The sequence below is a fragment of the Acinetobacter sp. YH12241 genome (assembly GCF_013417535.1).
In the GTDB taxonomy this organism is placed as follows: Bacteria; Pseudomonadota; Gammaproteobacteria; order Pseudomonadales; family Moraxellaceae; genus Acinetobacter.
Window position 1 is genome coordinate 87,741 of record NZ_VPDQ01000008.1, and the last position, 18,188, is coordinate 105,928.

Here is an 18,188-nt window from a genome sequence, read left to right on the forward strand (position 1 = left end):
TCATGCAAATTACGACTCCAGATATTGGTGTAGATAAGGCAACTGTGGCAGAAATCCTGGTGAAGGTGGGCGATACCATTTCTGTAGATGAGAGTATTGTGCTGCTGGAATCGGATAAAGCCTCTGTTGAAGTGCCAAGCACTTCAGCAGGTGTGGTCAAAAATATTCTGATTAATCAGGGTGATGAAGTATCTGAAGGTACTGTCCTGATTGAACTGCAGGCTGAAGATGATGTCGGTACGGTAGAAAGTCAGGAAGCTGATGCTGCTGACAAAACTTCGGAAAATACCCCAACTGAATTGCCTGATGAGGAAATCCTGCAGGAAGTGGCGGCACATCAGCCTAAAGCCTCTAGCCAAAGTGAACAGTCCTCTCAATCGGCTTCTACATCTACTGTAGAAGTGAAATTGCCGGATATTGGCGTAGAAAAAGCCCTGGTGGGTGAAATTCTGGTTCAGGTTGGCGATGAAGTTGAAGTTGATCAAAGCCTGGTCGTGGTTGAATCGGATAAAGCGACAGTTGAAGTACCAAGTACGGTTGCAGGTACTGTGGAAGCGATTCATATTCAGGAAGGTGATTCAGTCAAAGAGGGGGTGCTGATTCTGACAGTGAAAACTGCAGATTCGGCACCAGCTGCTGAGCAAGCAGCGCCTCAAGCGGCAGAAAAGCCGAAAGCTCAAGCAACACCTGAAGCCAAAACTGAAACAGCGTCACAACAGGCGGCATCCCCTGCAGGCGATATTGAAGTAAAAGTACCTGACTTGGGTGTAGACAAGGCTGCTGTAGCAGAAATTCTGGTACAGGTCGGTGATACGGTGGAGAAAGACCAGAGCATCATCGTGGTCGAATCGGATAAAGCGACAGTAGAAGTGCCGAGCACGACTGCCGGAGTGATTAAGGCGATTCATGTTGAGCTGGGCCAGAGTGTTTCTGAAGGTGTGGCACTGATTACGATTAAAGCTGAAGGACAAGCATCACCTGCTGCAGCTCCAGTGGAAAAATCAGAAGCACCTGCAGTCAAAGCTACGCCTGCACCAGCCACAGCTCCAAAAGCTGAACCTGCTGCGACACCTGAAACGCATAGTGCAGACAAGCTCACCAAAGAGCAGAACGCTGCCAATGCCAAAGTTTATGCTGGTCCTGCTGTGCGTAAACTGGCTCGTGAACTGGGTGTGGTATTGGCAGAAGTGAAAGCTTCTGGTCCGCATGAACGATTAATGAAAGAAGACCTGTTTGCGTATGTGAAAGATCGTCTGACTGCACTGCAAACAACAGTTGCACCTGCGGCAGTTACAGCTCCTGCTGGTTTGCCAAAACTGCCTGATTTCAGTGCTTTTGGTGGGGTAGAAGAGAAAGCCTTGACGCGTCTGCAACAGGTTTCGATTCCGCAGTTATCGTTAAATAACTACATCCCACAAGTGACCCAGTTTGATGCAGCCGATATCACTGAGCTGGAAGCTTGGCGTAATGAGCTGAAAGGCAACTTCAAAAAAGAAGGTATTGGCCTGACCATCATGGCTTTCATTATCAAGGCTGTAGCTTATCTGCTCAAAGAAGAGCGCGAATTTGCCGGTCACCTGTCTGATGACGGTAAATCGGTATTGCTACGGAATGAGATCCATATGGGCATTGCGGTTGCGACGCCAGATGGTCTGACTGTTCCTGTATTACGTAACCCGGACCAGAAGTCGATCAAGAAGATCGCTATTGAGCTCGGTGAGTTAAGCCAGAAAGCGCGTGATAAGAAATTATCACCTAAAGATCTGCAAGGTGCGAACTTCACCATCACCAGCTTGGGCTCAATTGGCGGTACAGCATTTACGCCGTTGGTGAACTGGCCGCAAGTGGCGATCTTGGGTATTTCTCCTGCGACCATGCAACCGGTATGGAATGGGGAGGGCTTTGATCCACGTTTGATGCTGCCACTGTCACTGTCTTATGACCATCGCGTAATTAATGGTGCCGATGCTGCACGCTTTACCAATAAGCTGACCAAGCTGTTAAAGGATATTCGTACACTCTTGATCTGATTCATGAATGTATGAAAATAAAAACCCTGCTCCGGCAGGGTTTTTTTATATGACAATTTGTAAATATAAACACGGTTGGCTATAATGGGCGCACTTCATTGGGGAGTAGCCGCCTTTTGCGCAAAGCAGAAGGGTGATGGTCAACATATTTGCTCAACAGGGCATGGTCATCATAGCAAAGAACCAAATAAGCTTCTCGAAGCTTTCTTTTGTTGGCAAGACCTTTGATTTACCATTCTGCAGATTTTGGCTGGCGGGAAGGGTGAATCATCGGTAGAAAATGCCAGCCAGAGAAAGACCGCATGTACGAATTCCTGCTTTCCACGGCCATCGTTGCACTTGCCGAAATGGGTGATAAAACCCAGTTACTGGCTTTGCTTCTTGCAGCACGTTTCCGCAAACCGACACCGATTTTAATTGCAATTTTACTGGCAACCCTGATTAACCATGGTTTTTCAGCAGCCCTGGGGCAATGGGTCACTACCGTTATTGGGCCAGAAATTTTGCTGTGGATCGTGTCAGTCGGTTTTATTGGGATGGCAATCTGGATGCTGATTCCGGATGAATTAGGGGATGAAAACGACAGTATCAATAAATGGCAAAAGTACGGCGTGTTTGGTGCGACTTTTGTGCTGTTCTTCCTGGCTGAAATTGGCGATAAAACCCAGATTGCGACAGTGGCACTGGCAGCACGTTTTGACAGTGTGCTTTGGGTGATGATGGGTACTACCGTCGGGATGATGATTGCCAACGCACCTGCGGTATTTATCGGTGACAAACTGGCGAATAAACTGCCCATCGGTCTGATTCATAAAATTGGCGCCAGTATTTTCTTGATCATCGGTGTGGGCACCTTGGCACAACATTATTTATTTTAAAAATAAAAATCAATTTCGTATAAATCCTGAGCTAAAAACTCGGGATTTTTTATTGTGAAATTGTGCTCAATTTACTGATAAATAAAGTGATATATCCAGTTTTATTGATTGTAAGTTCATTTAATTCCCTATATGTTATATGCCTATAGAAAAACCATCCTAAACGAAAAAAATTGGGGATTACTGATGGCCTTCGAGCGCACCACATCGCAAGTCTTGTTTGATAATGGGACACATAAATGTATTAGTTTTACCAGTCTCGTTAAAGGTGAAGGTGTCCAGGCAAACCAATTTCTGATTTTAGACAATGAGCGTGCTGCAGTACTTGATCCGGGCGGTGATTTAACTTATGTACCGTTGACAATGGAACTGAACCGCTATACCCGGTTAAGCAATCTGGATTATGTGATGGCATCGCATCAGGATCCGGACATTATTACCTCCATGCCGCGCTGGCTGGTCTATACCGAAGCCAAAGTCGTAGCTTCCAAGCTCTGGGCGCGTTTCTTGCCGCATCTGAATTCAGCCTTTATGAGTGACCGTATGAAAGGTAACTGGCTGGATCGTCTGGTTGAATTGCCGGATCATGGTCAGATCATTCCACTCGGTCAATCCAGCATTATTGCTATTCCAGCGCACTTTTTACATTCAGTCGGTAATTTCCAGTTTTATGACCCGATTGCCAAGATCCTGTTTTCTGGTGATATGGGGGCGTCAATGGTCGAGGATGCTTCAAAGCCACTGGAAAATTTTGCAGCGCACATTCCGAAAATGAAAGGATTTCACCAGCGCTATATGTGCAATAACAAGGTGATTCGTTTATGGGTACAGATGGTACGTACCATGGATGTAGACATGATTGTGCCACAACATGGAACACCATTTGTGGGTAAAGAACAGATTAACCAGTTTCTGGACTGGATTGAAACACTGGAATGTGGCACTGATTTAATGGATGAAACTGTTTTTACTTGTCCTGAATAGTTCAAGAAAATTTTAAATTTTTTCTTGAGTAGAAAAACAACATTTTTTATATTTTCCGCCGGCAAAAAAACTGTTTTTGATGACGAGAATTTATAAGAAATGTTGTCTCAAGTTCCTACACAAGATGCATGTTTAAGTTGTGGCGCATGTTGCGCCTATTTCAGGGTTTCATTTTATTGGGCAGAGGGGATTCCCATGCCTGAGCACTATACTGAGCCTGTCACCTCGGTCTATTCATGCATGGCGGGAACCAATCAGAAAAATCCGCGCTGTGTTGCGCTAGAAGGCAAGATTGGCGAGCAGGTGAGTTGCGGCATGTACGAGCTACGTAGCTCATCCTGTAAAGAAGTGCAGATCGCTGATGCCCAGTGCAATAAAGCACGGATGGCACACAATATGATTCCATTCATCCAGATTGAGCCGGATGAAGCCAAAAATGATGATAATTTCGAACGGGTGAGCTAAATTCAAACTCAAGATTTAAAAAGCAGGGTATGGACTCTGCTTTTTTTATGGGAGAAAAAATTAGTAAGGGATTTTGTAAACCGAATAAATATGATGACTACTCTGGCATATTTAAATTGTTGATTGAATAGTCAAATTTACAGGTTTAGATATTCGGATTAAATCTAAGTCCAGATTTAGACAAAATAAATTTTGCAATTGCAATGAAATTTAGAGCTAAATTTGTTTATAATAGCGCACGGAAATTACCAGTGAGACTGTTATGTTGACCATCGTTCAAGACGCGTTAACCTTCGATGATGTCCTATTACTCCCTGCCTACTCTACTGTTCTCCCAAAAGATGTCTCTCTAAAGACACGCCTGACTCGCGGCATTAACCTGAATATCCCACTTGTTTCAGCAGCTATGGATACTGTGACTGAGTCACGTATGGCAATTGCGATGGCACAAAATGGCGGTATCGGTATTCTGCACAAGAACATGGATATTGCTGCCCAGGCCGCAGAAGTACGCCGTGTGAAAAAATTTGAAGCCGGTATGGTGAAAGATCCGATCACAGTTACCCCAGAAACTACAGTACGTGAACTGATCGCTGTAACTCAAGCGAATAACATCAGTGGCGTACCCGTGGTTAAAGACGGTAAAGTGGTTGGTATCGTGACAGGTCGTGATACACGTTTTGAAACCAATCTGGAACAGCCGGTTAGCAATATCATGACTGGCCAAGACCGTCTGGTGACTGTGCGTGAAGGCGAATCGAAAGAAAACATTCAGGCCTTATTGCAAAAAAACCGTATTGAAAAAGTGATCGTTGTTGGCGAAAACAATGAATTAAAAGGTTTGATCACGGTAACTGATTTCCGTAAAGCGGAACTTTATCCAAACAGCTGTAAAGATGATCTAGGCCGCCTTCGTGTAGGTGCAGCAGTCGGTACGGGTGCTGAAACACCAAGCCGTGTAGAAGCACTGGTTGATGCTGGTGTAGACGTGATTGTTGTGGACACTGCACATGGTCACTCTGCGGGTGTGATTGAGCGTGTACGCTGGGTCAAACAGAACTACCCACAAGTTCAAGTGATTGGCGGTAATATCGCAACTGGTGATGCTGCGCTTGCATTGCTTGATGCGGGTGCGGACGCAGTGAAAGTGGGTATCGGTCCTGGCTCAATCTGTACAACTCGTATTGTGGCTGGTATTGGTATGCCGCAAATCTCTGCAATTGATTCTGTTGCGCGTGCATTGAAAGAGCAGATTCCATTGATTGCTGATGGTGGTATCCGTTTCTCTGGTGATATGGCAAAAGCGATTGGCGCTGGTGCAAGTACCATCATGGTAGGTTCATTAATGGCGGGTACTGAAGAAGCACCGGGCGAAGTTGAATTCTTCCAGGGCCGTTACTACAAAGCTTACCGTGGTATGGGTTCTTTGGGTGCGATGGCCGGTGCGACTGGTTCTGCTGACCGTTACTTCCAGGATTCTAAAGCCGGTGCTGAAAAACTGGTTCCTGAAGGTATTGAAGGTCGCGTACCGTACAAAGGCCCAATGGGCAATATCGTGCATCAGATGATGGGCGGTCTGCGTTCTTCTATGGGCTATACTGGTTCTGCAACCATTGATGATCTTCGTCAAAATGCCAAGTTTGTGAAAATCACATCTGCCGGTATGTCTGAGTCTCACGTGCATGATGTAACCATCACTAAAGAAGCGCCAAACTACCGTATGGGCTAACTTTCGCTGATTGTTTACTCTAAAAAAGCCGTCATCCTCATGACGGCTTTTTTGTTTTGGTGTACAGTGTTGCACAATGAAAAAGGATGATGTAAATCACCCGCTAAGAAGTGAGACAAAGCATGAGTTATTTTGGTACCGATGGTATTCGTGGAAAATTTGGTGAGTTACCGATTACACCTGAATTTGCCCTGAAATTAGGTTTTGCGGCAGGAAAAGTATTAAAACGAAATAGCAAAAAAAACAAACCATTGGTGGTACTGGGGAAAGATACCCGTTTATCTGGTTATATTCTGGAATCTGCGCTACAGGCAGGACTCAATGCGGCAGGTGTTTATGTGCATCTGCTTGGACCTTTGCCAACCCCGGCCATTGCCCATTTGACCCGTGCTTTGCATGCCAGCCTCGGTATTGTCATTTCTGCATCACACAATCCGTATTTCGATAACGGCATTAAGTTTTTCTCGAGTGAAGGTAAAAAACTGCCTGATGCTTTGCAGGATGAGATCAACCAGGAACTGGAAAAAGAACTAGTAATTGAAGATAACGCGAACTTGGGTAAAAGTTTCCGTGTGAAAGATGCTAATGGTCGTTATATCGAATTCTGTAAGTCAACTTTCCCATACCATTTAGATCTGAATGATTTAACCATTGTCGTTGACTGTGCCAATGGTGCAGCTTACAGCGTTGGTCCTGCGGTTTTCCGTGAGTTGGGTGCTAAGGTTATTTCCATCTATGATGAACCGACTGGTCTGAATATCAATGAGAATTGTGGTTCAACTCATCCGGAAAATCTGCAAAAAGCAGTGGTTGAGCATGGTGCTGATTTAGGCATAGCCTTCGATGGTGATGCTGACCGCGTGATTATGGTCGATAAAAACGGTGAGCAAATTACCGGCGATCATATTCTGTATATCCTTGCGACTCAGGCAAAAAATAAGCCAGCTGGGATTGTTGGTACCTTGATGAGCAATATGGCGCTGGAACTGGCCCTCGAGAAAGCTGGGGTAGAGCTGCTACGTGCCAAAGTCGGTGACCGTTATGTACTGCAAGGTCTGGAAGAAAAAGGCTGGTCGATTGGTGGCGAGCCATCAGGTCATATTCTGACTTTAGACAAGAGCACCACAGGCGATGCGATTATTGCTGCACTACAAGTCTTAACCGTGATGGTCGAGCAGAAGAAAGCGCTACATGAGTTAGTGGCTGACTTTAAATTATTGCCGAATGTCTTGGTGAATGTACGTCTGAATACCATGTTTGACCCGTACTCAGTGCCTGCTTTGACTGCAGAGTTTAGCAAAGCTGAAGAGCAGCTCAAAGGCCGTGGCCGTTTACTGATCCGTAAGTCAGGGACTGAACCGGTGATCCGTGTCATGGTGGAAGGCGAGGATCTTGCAGAGGTGACCACCCTGGCAAATTCATTGGCTGATGCGGTACGTGCCAACGCCGCTTAAATGGGGGAAGAGTGAATGAGCGATCTGATTAAGGATCTAAGTGAACTGCGTCTGAACTACCAAAAAGGCGAGCTACATGAAGATCAGGTCAATCCCAATCCGCATATGCAGTTTTTGCAGTGGTTTAACCATGCACTTGCTGCACAGCTGCATGAACCTTATGCCATGTCATTGGCAACTGCAAATGCACAGGGTCGTCCGCATGTGCGCACAGTGTTGCTGCGTGGTGCGACTGAAGCGGGTTATGATTTCTATACCAATTATGATAGTCAGAAAGGTCTGGATCTGGCCGAAAACCCGTATGCAGAATTGCTGTTTTACTGGCAGGAACAGGAACGTCAGATCCGGATTAGCGGTAAGGTAATTAAAATTTCGGAAGAAGAATCGACTGATTATTATCATAAACGTCCGCGCGAAAGTCAGATCGCTGCTCATATCAGTACTCCGCAAAGTGGTGTGGTTGCGAGTCGTGAAGAACTACAGCAACGTTTCTGGAATCTGCATCAGCAGGTTGCCAATCAGGAAGAGCTGGATAAACCGGTATTCTGGGGCGGCTATCGTTTGCAGCCGGACTATTATGAATTCTGGCAGGGTCGTCCAAACCGTTTACATGACCGCCTGAGTTATGAAAAAATCGATGGGGCGTGGAAACTACAACGATTGATGCCATAACAATGCCTAAACTTGAAATCAAGCAAAGACCTTTACTGACACGCCCTGAATCTTTTCAGGGCGTGCCTTCATTTGTAGCTAACATTCTGGCACGCCGTGGCGTGGAATCTGAACAGGAGCTGGAGCTGAAACTCAAGCATCTGCTGGCTCCGACCATGAAAGGCTTAACGGAAGCGGTCCAGCTGATTGATCAGGCTATAGATGCCGGCCAGAAAATCGTAATTGTCGGTGACTATGATGCTGATGGGGCGACCAGTACCACACTGATGGTACTTGCTCTGCGTGATATGGGTGCTCATGTCGACTATCTGGTTCCTGACCGGTTTAAGTATGGTTATGGCCTGACACCTGCGATTGCGGATCTGGCTTTTGCCAATTTTACGCCGGATCTTTTAATCACAGTGGATAACGGGATTTCCAGTCATGAAGGCGTGAAACAGGCGCAAGATCATGGTATGCAGGTGATTATTACCGATCACCACTTAACTACCAAGCCTACACCTGCAGCAGAGGCTGTGGTCAATCCCAATCAGCTGGGTTGTGATTTTCCAAGTAAGGCTTTGGCAGGTGTAGGGGTAGCTTTTTATGTTCTGGCAAATCTATCGACTCATCGTAAAAAGTTGGGTAAATCTTCAACGGTTATTACCAATTATCTGGATCTGGTCGCTTTAGGTACTTATGCAGATGTCGCAAGTCTGGACTATAACAACCGTATTCTGGTGGATGCCGGCTTAAAACGGATTCAACATCATCTTTGCCGACCTGGCATCAGTGCCTTGCTAGAGATTGCTGGTCGTGATGCAGCTACGCTCAAAGCGCAGGATCTGGGTTTTGTGCTTGGTCCACGCATTAATGCAGCGGGTCGTATGGAAACCATGGATATCGGGATCGAGTGTTTGCTTGCTCCGGATCTGGCAACCGCTTATCCACTCGCAGAACAGCTGAATAAACTCAATGTCGAACGTCGTCAGGTAGAAGGTAAAATCAAGCAAGAAGCTTTGACTGAACTGGAAAAAATCCAGCTGGATGAGAATACTTTGCCAGCCGCGCTGATCATGTTTGAACAGCACTGGCATCAGGGTGTGATCGGGATTGTGGCGGGGCGTTTAAAAGAACAGTTCCATCGTCCAAGTATTGTGTTCGCAGCAGATGAAGATGGGATTCATATCAAAGGTTCAGCACGTTCCATTGAAGGGATTCATATCCGGGATAGTATTGAACGGATAGCAGAGCAGTATCCGCATCTGGTCAGCCATTTTGGTGGGCACGCGGCCGCAGCTGGACTAACTATTAAAAAACAGCATTTTGCTGAATTTAAACAGGTCTTTGAACAGCTGATTGCAGAGATGGATGAAAGCCTATTTACCGCTACGCTGTGGACTGATGGGGAACTACCGGCATCAGCTTTCCAAATTGAAACGGTCGATTTACTGCAAAACTTAAGTCCATGGGGACAAAAGTTTCCTCAACCGATTTTTGAAGGCATCTTTAAGATTCTGGATTACCGCTGGCTCAAGGATGTACATCTGAAATTACGTGTTGCCTTAGAGAATGGACAGGTTGTGGATGCGATTGCCTTTAGTGCCATCGATAAATACAAGTTTGATCCGATGAAGCAGCATGTTCGTCTGGTTTATGAACTGGATAAAAATGTCTTTAATGGCAATGTCAGCCTGCAAATGCGGATTATCCATTTAGAGCAATAGGCCATAAAAAAACCGCTCGAGTGAGCGGTTTTTTGACTTCTAATCGGAGAGATTAGAAGCGGAAAGTACCATTGATACCAAACGAGTCAATACCGTCAGTTGTGTGGTAATTTACACCTGCTGCAATAGTTGGCGTAAAGAATTTTTGAGCTTTAATACCGAACAGTGTATCTGAACCATCTGCAGTAGAATCAGCAATAGATAGACCTACACTGAGAGTTGGATCGATATAAAGATCAGCAGCTAAGCGATAGGTTGTTTCATCACCAATATAAGTTAAACCTTCAAAATTGGTGAAATGATTGCCAATTTGAGTCACGTATTTGGCACGTAAAGATAATGCAGTGTCATCACCTACAGTAAGTGCATTTGAAAGATTTGCGGTGAAACCATAGTTTGCCACTTGAACTGGGTCTACGCTTTCATTTGCGGCACCTACTGCTAGCAACAAGCCAGTAACTGGTAGGTAACCTACTTCAAGCGCATAACCGGTATTATCGTCACCTGCAAAATCAACTTGGTTAATAGTACCGCTTACATAAAATTGAGTATTTGGAATATAAAACTCACCACTTACACCAAACACATCAATATCTTCATCGCCATCACCGCTTGCATTTGCATAACCTAAGCCAATATTGCTTGCTTTATTTAGGAAAGCCGCTTCTGCAAGTGGAGAGTTCTTAACTTGAACATCATTTAAATAATATTTTCCATTGATGAAAAATGTATCTAGATCCCCAAGGTTATCGATATCAGTGTTTTCATACCCTACATTAAGTTCAGCTTGATAAGCGTGAGCAGTTCCTAGGCTAGCAATAAGTGCTGTAGCAAGAGTAAGTTTCTTAAGCATTTAGAGTTCTCTCTTTGTTATAAAATATGGCTGTTTTATTAACAGTTGTAACAAATTGTACAGATAATAATCGCCCCGTCAATGTGCAAAAACTACCTAAATGCTTATTTAAAGTGCAATAAAAAACCCATCCGAAGATGGGTTTTTTATAATGAAATTTCTTAGTTTGGATTAGAAGCGGTATTTCGCAGCTAGACCAAATTTGTTGTAGTCTTGGTTACCAATTTCACCAAAACCTACACGACCTTCCAAGCTCACTTGTTCATTAAAGAATTTACGTGCACTTACACCAAATTCATTTGAGTCATATGGGCCATTGTCTTTGCTTTGATAATCAGCACCAACACTTAAAGTTTTGTCGATGAAGTAGTCAGCTTTTAAGTTGTACTCATCCAGGTCGCCAAATGCAGCGCCAGCTTCAAGGTTAATGTCTTTACCATTGCTTAAAGTGGTCACATATTTAGCACGTAAAGTTGGATCTACACCGTCATCATAGTCATTGTCATAACCTTTCACACCTGCTGCAATTAACAGACCTGGTGCAGGTAAATAACCGACTTCAGCACTATAAACGGTTTCGTCAAAATCAGGTGCATAGTCGTATTTAGAATCATCACGACCTACGCTACCACTCAAATAAAAATCTGAGTTTGGTACGAAGTATTCAGCACCTACACCATAACGGTGACGTTCTGAAGAGTCGTAATCATCATATTGATATTGAGCTTTCACATTACTTGCACGATCAAGGAAGGCTGCTTCGGCTAATGGTGCATTACGTGTTTCAACTGGATTAAAGTAGTATGTGCCATCAACACCAAAAGAGCCGCTTGAGCTACCATTATCCGGGTCTGTTAGGCCTGCAGATGCACCCACTTCCGCTTGATAAGCATGAGCTGCTGTACCTGTAAGAGCTACGGCTGAAAGTAATGCTGAAGCGATTGCTAATTTTTTCATGCGGATACTCCCCTCTGAAAATATGGCTAAAATTAATACACTTTTTGTTACAACTTTAAGTCTAGACCAATTCCAATAATCGTCAATCAAAGGAAAGTTACTACATTGTGAATAAGGTAATATTATGTAATTTTCATTTAATAACTAATTGAATTAAAAAACTAAAAATGAAATGTTTTGTTTTATTAAAAGTGTGTAGATATTGTGGAATGTATTGAAAATGCTATTTTTTATCTTGTTTTGTAGGGGTTTTAGGGTTTTAAAATGAATAAAAAACTGAGTATAAAAATACAGCGAAATATATTTAAAAATAGAATGAGAAAGTATTAAAAATAATATTTAGTTATTTTATCGGGCTGACAAATTTTGTAATTAAAAAATGTGCCAATGACATTTTCTTACGTAGCTTTAAAGATGGATTTATCGCTATAAATCGGCGAAATAGACTGTGATATAATATTAGCCTAAGAATTTATACCTAATTTTGATTGAGAGAAATTCACGTGGAAATTAATCCGTATCTAAACCAATTAAAAGACTTAAACGAACGTGGTCAAACACTACGGGGGTATCTTTGACTACGATCTGAAGAAAGAGCGTTTAGAAGAAGTCCTGCGTGAATTAGAAGACCCGGCGATCTGGAATGACCAGAGTCGTGCTCAGGCCATGGCCAAAGAAAAAGGCGAGCTTGAGAATGTACTTAATGTACTGGACGGCTTAACCACCCAGCTTGAAGATGCTCAAGCGATGCTTGACCTTGCGGTTGAAGCAGATGAAGAAGCGATGCTGGAAGATGTGCAGGCTGAGCTGAATGCAGCTGAAGAAGAACTGGCGAAGCTTGAATTCCGTCGTATGTTCAGCAACCCGATGGATCCAAACCCTTGCTATGTGGAAATTCAGGCAGGTTCCGGCGGTACTGAAGCACAGGACTGGGCGTCTATGCTGCTACGTATGTACATGCGCTGGATCGAACGTCATGGTTTTAAAGCTGAACTGATGGAAGAATCTGATGGGGATGTTGCCGGTATTAAATCTGCGACGATTCGTGTCGAAGGTGAGTATGCTTATGGCTGGTTGCGTACCGAATCTGGTGTACACCGTTTAGTGCGTAAATCACCATTTGACTCGGGCAACCGTCGTCATACGTCATTTTCTGCCGTGTTTGTCTCACCTGAAGTAGATGACAATATCGAAATTGAAATCAATCCTTCAGATGTCCGTACCGATACTTACCGTGCATCAGGCGCGGGTGGTCAGCACATTAACAAAACTGACTCTGCAGTGCGTTTAACCCACATTCCAACCGGTATTGTGGTGGCTTGTCAGAACCAGCGTTCACAACATGCCAACCGTGACCATGCCTGGAAGCAATTACGTGCCAAGCTGTATGAGCTGGAAATGAATAAACGTAATGAAGCTGCACAGGCATTGGAAGATTCTAAGTCCGATATTGGCTGGGGTAGCCAGATCCGTTCTTATGTTCTCGATGATTCACGTATTAAGGATTTGCGTACAGGAGTGGAAAATTCCAATACTGGCGCAGTTCTGGACGGTGATCTGGACAAATTTATCGAAGCAAGCCTGAAACAGGGCCTGTAAGAAATCGTTTAAAAGCTGGCGTAACAAAGCTTTAACAGACTGTGACTCTTATATCTAAATTATTCGATATATAAATCGAAAAAATACGATATAATGATCACAGACGCTGAATGAAGTTTCGTTGCGCCACTGATTGTGATGTGCCTATGGACCTTGATCTAATTTTTAAAGCCTTAGCCAATCCGACCCGTCGACAAATTCTGGAGTGGTTAAAATCTCCGGAGCAATATCTGTCTGCGGAAGAGTGTGGTGGCTTTCAACGTGGGGTCTGTGCAGGTCAAATTGAACGTTTGGGTCAGGTTTCACAGTCCACCATGTCCAATCACCTGTCGGTATTACAGCAGGCTGGCCTGATTACTGCGACCAAGCATGGACAGTGGTCATATTTCTCCCGCAATGAAACTTTGATTCAGCAATTTATCGAACACCTACAACAACACCTTTAACAGGTGGGAGTAACGATGGCTGAATTAAATTCTCCTTTAACGCTCGGTGCGTTAGAGCTTAAAAACCGTGTCATCATGGCGCCGCTGACCCGTAGCCGCGCAACTGCTGATCGTGTTCCAACCCCCATGATGGTTGAGTACTATGCGCAACGTGCAAGTGCTGGTCTGATCATTTCTGAAGCTACAGTGATTTCCGAAGAAGCCAACGGTTATTTAAATACTCCAGGACTGTTTACCGATGCTCAGGTCGAAGGCTGGAAAAAGGTCACTCAAGCGGTTCATGAGAAGGGCGGTCTAATCGTTGCCCAGCTTTGGCATGTTGGTCGTGTATCGCATCCGGATCTGTTAAATGGTGAAACACCAGTGTCTGCAAGTGCAGTACAACAGGCGGGTCATGTCAGCTTGTTACGTCCAAAACGTCCATACGTTACGCCACGTCCCTTGGAAGTTTCTGAAATTCACGCGATTACCGAGCAATACAAGCAAGCCGCGATTCGTGCCAAAGAAGCCGGTTTTGACGGTGTTGAATTACATGCTGCCAATGGTTATCTGATTGATCAGTTCCTGCAAAGCAAAACCAATCAGCGTGAAGATGAATACGGCGGTTCAGTCGAAAACCGTACACGTTTCCTGCTAGAGGCAACTGATGCACTGATTGAAGTATGGGGTGCGGATCGTGTAGGGGTGCATTTTGCTCCGCGTGGTGATGACCATGACATGGGTGATAATGATCCACGTGAAACATTTGGCTATGCCATGGAGCAGCTGGGCAAGCGCAAGATTGCCTTCTTCTTTACCCGTGAATATCTGGCTGAAGACAGTATTTCCGAATATATGAAAGAGCGTTCAGGTGGAGTGCCTTATATTGCCAATATGCAACTGAGTCGCGAAGATGCGATTGAGCTATTGGCAGCTGAAAAGGCAGATGCAGTGGCATTTGGTAAAGCCTACATTGCAAATCCTGATCTATACGAACGTCTGCTTGATAATGCACCGCTTAATGAGCTGAAAATGGAAAATATGATCGGCAGTCAGGTGGCTGAAGGTTATATTGATTATCCAACTTTGGCAGAAGTTAGAGTATTAAGCACCATAGAATAATTCGAAATAAGAGCCACATCGATTAACATGTCGATGTGGCTCTGTTATATTTTGCCGATTGAATCTGTTTTGGGGCGCAATGTGGCTACTCCATTCTGGTATAACGCAGCCTTGGCGCTAGCGAAACCGCTTTATCAATCCCGTATACGTAAACGTGCGACCAGTCCGGAACAATTAGAACAAGAACTGTTGGAACGTTTTGGTCCTTTCCAGTCCCCTAAAAATCTGCAGGCGATCTGGTTTCATGTGGTATCCGTAGGGGAAACCAATGCCGCTCAACCTTTAATTGAACATTACTTAAAACTTGGGCATCCGGTTCTAGTGACCAATACCACCAAGACCGGACAGGCACGTGCCAAATCTCTCTTCTTAAAAGAACCTTATTTAGACTTATTCCAAGCTGTATATTTGCCAGCTGACCAGAAAACCCTGATTCGTGATTTTTATCAAAAATATCAGCCTAAATTGCTGTTATTGATGGAGACTGAGCTCTGGCCAAATCTGATTGACCAGGCACCGAATTTTAATGTGCGTTGCCTATTATTGAATGCCCGTCTTTCTGAAAAATCTGCCAAAGGCTATGGCAAAGTCAAAGGCCTAACCCGTGGCATGCTTAAGAATTTAACCGGCCTTTTGGCTCAGGATACAGCAACCCAGCAGCGTTATATTGATCTAGGTATAGCTTCAGAAAAAACTCAGGTCTTGGGCAATATCAAGTTTGATATCACGGCACCGCAGCAATTTATTAATCATGCTGCCCAATTGAAACAGGAATGGTCTCTGCAAGGCCGGAAGATCATTACTCTCGCCAGTACGCATGCGCCTGAAGAACAGCAATTGATGGCTGAACTTAAATCTGTACTGGATGCAGATCCAGCATTGGTTTGTATCGTGGTGCCACGCCATCCGGAACGTTTCGATGAGGTGTTCCAAGCTGCACAGTCCTTAGGTTTAAGGACCCAGCGCCGTAGCTTGGGACAGCGCATTGAAGCTGATACTCAGGTTTATCTTGCAGATTCCATGGGCGAGATGTGGCTCTGGTATGCCTTGAGCCAAGCCTGTTATGTTGGTGGTTCTCTAAATGAACCAGGTGGTGGGCATAATATTCTGGAGCCGATTGCGCTAAATGTTCCAACGATTCTGGGTAAAAACTATTTTAACTTTCAGACAATTGTAGATGAGTTTGCGCAGGCGCATGCGGTAGAAGTGGTGCAGGATGCCACGCAGGCGGCTGAGACTTTACTAGAGATTTTGAATAATTCAGCTAAAGCTGAAAGCTTGAATACTGCTGCTCAAAAGATGATGCAGCAAAATCAGGGTTCACTTGAAAGGCATATTCAGGTGATTGATCAATATCTTTGATTATATTCTGATTTGTGAAGAAGCTGATTTTCATGGATTGACTGTATAAGGTTAAAACTAAGCCTTATCTTTATAGATTTAATGCTAGGAACTCTTCTTTCTTTTACTTTTGTTTCGGCAAAAGTAACAAAACCATTTGTCATCCACAAAACTCGTCATATACCATCTTTTTGCAGAGGTATCGCAGAACCTATATCAGGCAAAAAGAGTCCTGCCTCGGACAGTTGTGGATGACGTTTCCGCGTATCCCGTGATGGATTTGTTGAGTTAATTTTTTATGAATATCGTCCTGCTTGATCCCCGCCAAACCGAATCTGATCTATGGTCAATTACGTCAAAGCGGCAGCTGGAACATTTGCAACAGCACCTGGAGGTTCAGGTGGGCGATACGTTGAAAGTCGGGATTCGAGAAGGGAAACGGTATTTAACTGAAGTTGTCGAAATTTCTGAAAAAGCAGTTGTATTGAAACCCATTCAAGAAGAATCAGTTCCTGCAAAGCTGCCTGTTACTCTAATTGTAGCTTTACCACGTCCTAAAGTTTTGCGTCGTCTGATCATGGATGCTGTGACCATGGGGGTAGAAAAGATCATTTTACTGCATAGCTACCGGGTGGATAAAAGCTATTGGCAGACCCCATTTTTGCAGCAACTGAATCATTATATCGATCTCGGGCTAGAACAGGCAGGGGATACGCTTGCTCCGAAAATTGAGCTGTATAAACGCTTTAAACCTTTTGTTGAAGATATTTTGCCGGGACTCATTACAGCAGACTGTCCAGCCTTTGTTGCACATCCTTATGCCGAACAGCCGATGCCATATGCACTTCAGCATCCTTGCACGATTGTCATTGGTCCGGAAGGTGGCTTTATTCCGTATGAAGTTGATTTGCTCATAAAAAACGGCTGCCAAGCAGTGAGCCTTGGCAACCGTATTCTCCGTACTGAAACGGCGATTTCATATGTTTTAGGTCGACTGTTTAGCGCGAGCTGAGGCATCTTCATGGCCATCACCACGATAGACTTTCACTTCCTGCACCGGATATGGAATCGAAATGTTATGTTCAGCAAAGGCTTGAATCACCCGTTCCTGAACGGCACTGATTGAGGTGCCTATGCCTGTTTCAGTGGTATTAACCCACCATAACGCTTTGAGGGTAATCGAGAAGTCTGCCAGTGCAATCACATTGACGCTGAATGCAGGTTGACTCAGGATGGTCGGATCTTTATCCAGAATTGCAGTAATAATATCCTTGGCTTTCTGGATATCATCTTCATAACCGATCCCGACCGAAAATTCACAGCGGCGACGGGTATAAGCAGTATTCACCGTGACTGCACTGGTATAGACCGTAGCATTTGGAATTACGATACGACGACCATCTGGCGAGCGTAAAAAAGTTGCACGAATCTGGATATCTTCCACGGTACCCTCCAGACCATTCACGATAATGTCATCGCCAATCTTGAAAGGTTCACCCAGCAAAATCAGTACACCTGAGAGCAGATTCTGGAAAATATCCTTAAATGCGAAACCGATCGCCACCGAACCAATCCCAAGCGCACTCATCAGCTGACCTGGGGTGAAACCTGGAATTGCAATCACCAGCCCGATTAAAACACCGAAGAAAACAATCACGGTACTACCGACACGGTTCAGCACCAGTACCAGATTCTGTCGGGTATAAGTACGGTTTTCTAAAGTCTTACGGACAAAAAACTTAAACAGTTTTGACAGTAACCAGAAAATGACAATGACTGTCAGTGCGATGCAGAAATAAGGCACACGCTCCCAGAAACCCTCCATGATCTTGTCAATGGTGCTATAGGCATCATTGTACTTGGAGGTGTGTTCGATCACGGTTTGGGCAGTTTTTTCAGTCGCCTGATGCAGGAGCTCAGTCGTCCCTTCAGTTACCTGGCTTAAAGTATTCTCTTGCTCAGCCACAAAAACT

General features: G+C 44.5%; 16 protein-coding genes and 1 riboswitch. Of the genes, 13 read left to right on the forward strand and 3 right to left on the reverse strand.

All coding sequences use genetic code 11. The features are described 5' to 3' along the window. Positions 1-2 precede the first annotated feature (2 nt). The 8 genes from FTV18_RS06865 to recJ all read left to right on the forward strand — a co-directional run bounded on the left by FTV18_RS06865 (position 3) and on the right by recJ (position 9,918). Complete coding sequence (locus tag FTV18_RS06865) at positions 3-2,030, forward strand: 2-oxo acid dehydrogenase subunit E2 (RefSeq protein WP_180017265.1); 2,028 nt, start codon at positions 3-5, stop codon at positions 2,028-2,030. A gap of 88 nt (positions 2,031-2,118) precedes the next feature. Beyond that, positions 2,119-2,259: riboswitch (yybP-ykoY riboswitch) on the forward strand. A gap of 73 nt (positions 2,260-2,332) precedes the next feature. Further along, positions 2,333-2,908, forward strand: coding sequence for a TMEM165/GDT1 family protein (locus FTV18_RS06870; protein ID WP_180017263.1), 576 nt, complete (start codon positions 2,333-2,335; stop codon positions 2,906-2,908). 186 nt (positions 2,909-3,094) lie between these two features. Continuing rightward, the gene (locus tag FTV18_RS06875) at positions 3,095-3,892 is read left to right on the forward strand and encodes an MBL fold metallo-hydrolase (RefSeq protein WP_159123793.1); all 798 of its coding nucleotides are present in this window, start codon (positions 3,095-3,097) and stop codon (positions 3,890-3,892) included. 99 nt (positions 3,893-3,991) lie between these two features. Beyond that, complete coding sequence (locus tag FTV18_RS06880) at positions 3,992-4,357, forward strand: YkgJ family cysteine cluster protein (protein ID WP_180017261.1); 366 nt, start codon at positions 3,992-3,994, stop codon at positions 4,355-4,357. A gap of 262 nt (positions 4,358-4,619) precedes the next feature. Next, positions 4,620-6,086, forward strand: coding sequence for an IMP dehydrogenase (guaB, locus tag FTV18_RS06885; protein WP_034170242.1), 1,467 nt, complete (start codon positions 4,620-4,622; stop codon positions 6,084-6,086). A gap of 122 nt (positions 6,087-6,208) precedes the next feature. Next, positions 6,209-7,540: a phosphoglucosamine mutase gene (glmM, locus tag FTV18_RS06890; protein ID WP_034703592.1), complete on the forward strand. Its 1,332-nt coding sequence runs from the start codon at positions 6,209-6,211 to the stop codon at positions 7,538-7,540. Between the two features lie 15 nt (positions 7,541-7,555). Then, a complete protein-coding gene (gene pdxH / locus FTV18_RS06895) occupies positions 7,556-8,212 on the forward strand; it encodes a pyridoxamine 5'-phosphate oxidase (protein ID WP_034703590.1) in 657 nt (218 codons plus the stop codon). Positions 8,213-8,214: 2 nt separating this feature from the next. Further along, on the forward strand, positions 8,215-9,918 hold the full coding sequence (gene recJ, locus FTV18_RS06900; RefSeq protein ID WP_180017259.1) for a single-stranded-DNA-specific exonuclease RecJ: 1,704 nt from the start codon (positions 8,215-8,217) through the stop codon (positions 9,916-9,918). 52 nt (positions 9,919-9,970) lie between these two features. On the opposite strand, the gene FTV18_RS06905 is transcribed toward recJ, so the two are convergent. After that, positions 9,971-10,771, reverse strand: coding sequence for a putative porin (locus FTV18_RS06905; protein WP_180017257.1), 801 nt, complete (start codon positions 10,769-10,771; stop codon positions 9,971-9,973). Between the two features lie 171 nt (positions 10,772-10,942). Then, positions 10,943-11,728: a putative porin gene (locus tag FTV18_RS06910; RefSeq protein WP_166139481.1), complete on the reverse strand. Its 786-nt coding sequence runs from the start codon at positions 11,726-11,728 to the stop codon at positions 10,943-10,945. 503 nt (positions 11,729-12,231) lie between these two features. Between FTV18_RS06910 and prfB the strand changes: the two genes are divergently transcribed. From prfB to FTV18_RS06935, 5 genes are all read left to right on the forward strand, one after another. After that, a protein-coding gene (gene prfB, locus FTV18_RS06915; RefSeq protein WP_104426741.1) for a peptide chain release factor 2 occupies positions 12,232-13,327 on the forward strand; the annotation gives its coding sequence in 2 pieces (ribosomal slippage) (positions 12,232-12,303 and positions 12,305-13,327; 1,095 coding nt in all). Positions 13,328-13,473: 146 nt separating this feature from the next. Next, positions 13,474-13,773, forward strand: a complete 300-nt coding sequence (locus FTV18_RS06920) for a helix-turn-helix transcriptional regulator (protein WP_121979733.1) — start codon at positions 13,474-13,476, stop codon at positions 13,771-13,773. Positions 13,774-13,788: 15 nt separating this feature from the next. Continuing rightward, positions 13,789-14,874 (forward strand): alkene reductase, encoded by a 1,086-nt coding sequence (locus FTV18_RS06925; protein WP_166139484.1) that lies wholly within the window; start codon positions 13,789-13,791, stop codon positions 14,872-14,874. 81 nt (positions 14,875-14,955) lie between these two features. After that, positions 14,956-16,236, forward strand: a complete 1,281-nt coding sequence (locus FTV18_RS06930) for a 3-deoxy-D-manno-octulosonic acid transferase (protein ID WP_180017314.1) — start codon at positions 14,956-14,958, stop codon at positions 16,234-16,236. 277 nt (positions 16,237-16,513) lie between these two features. After that, positions 16,514-17,227 carry a 16S rRNA (uracil(1498)-N(3))-methyltransferase gene (locus FTV18_RS06935; RefSeq protein WP_180017255.1) on the forward strand — a complete coding sequence of 238 codons (714 nt, stop codon included), beginning with the start codon at positions 16,514-16,516 and terminating at the stop codon, positions 17,225-17,227. Here FTV18_RS06935 and FTV18_RS06940 read toward each other — a convergent pair. Continuing rightward, positions 17,201-18,181, reverse strand: a complete 981-nt coding sequence (locus FTV18_RS06940) for a mechanosensitive ion channel family protein (protein ID WP_159123798.1) — start codon at positions 18,179-18,181, stop codon at positions 17,201-17,203. The genes FTV18_RS06935 and FTV18_RS06940 overlap by 27 nt on opposite strands. Positions 18,182-18,188: the final 7 nt, after the last annotated feature.

Excerpts from the sequence above, each read along its gene's own strand:
- FTV18_RS06865 (WP_180017265.1), top strand. The coding sequence starts at position 3 with ATGCAAATTACGACTCCAGATATTGGTGTAGATAAGGCAACTGTGGCA.
- FTV18_RS06870 (WP_180017263.1), top strand. The coding sequence starts at position 2,333 with ATGTACGAATTCCTGCTTTCCACGGCCATCGTTGCACTTGCCGAAATG.
- FTV18_RS06875 (WP_159123793.1), top strand. The coding sequence starts at position 3,095 with ATGGCCTTCGAGCGCACCACATCGCAAGTCTTGTTTGATAATGGGACA.
- FTV18_RS06880 (WP_180017261.1), top strand. The coding sequence starts at position 3,992 with ATGTTGTCTCAAGTTCCTACACAAGATGCATGTTTAAGTTGTGGCGCA.
- guaB (WP_034170242.1), top strand. The coding sequence starts at position 4,620 with ATGTTGACCATCGTTCAAGACGCGTTAACCTTCGATGATGTCCTATTA.
- glmM (WP_034703592.1), top strand. The coding sequence starts at position 6,209 with ATGAGTTATTTTGGTACCGATGGTATTCGTGGAAAATTTGGTGAGTTA.
- pdxH (WP_034703590.1), top strand. The coding sequence starts at position 7,556 with ATGAGCGATCTGATTAAGGATCTAAGTGAACTGCGTCTGAACTACCAA.
- recJ (WP_180017259.1), top strand. The coding sequence starts at position 8,215 with ATGCCTAAACTTGAAATCAAGCAAAGACCTTTACTGACACGCCCTGAA.
- FTV18_RS06905 (WP_180017257.1), bottom strand. The coding sequence starts at position 10,771 with ATGCTTAAGAAACTTACTCTTGCTACAGCACTTATTGCTAGCCTAGGA.
- FTV18_RS06910 (WP_166139481.1), bottom strand. The coding sequence starts at position 11,728 with ATGAAAAAATTAGCAATCGCTTCAGCATTACTTTCAGCCGTAGCTCTT.
- FTV18_RS06920 (WP_121979733.1), top strand. The coding sequence starts at position 13,474 with ATGGACCTTGATCTAATTTTTAAAGCCTTAGCCAATCCGACCCGTCGA.
- FTV18_RS06925 (WP_166139484.1), top strand. The coding sequence starts at position 13,789 with ATGGCTGAATTAAATTCTCCTTTAACGCTCGGTGCGTTAGAGCTTAAA.
- FTV18_RS06935 (WP_180017255.1), top strand. The coding sequence starts at position 16,514 with ATGAATATCGTCCTGCTTGATCCCCGCCAAACCGAATCTGATCTATGG.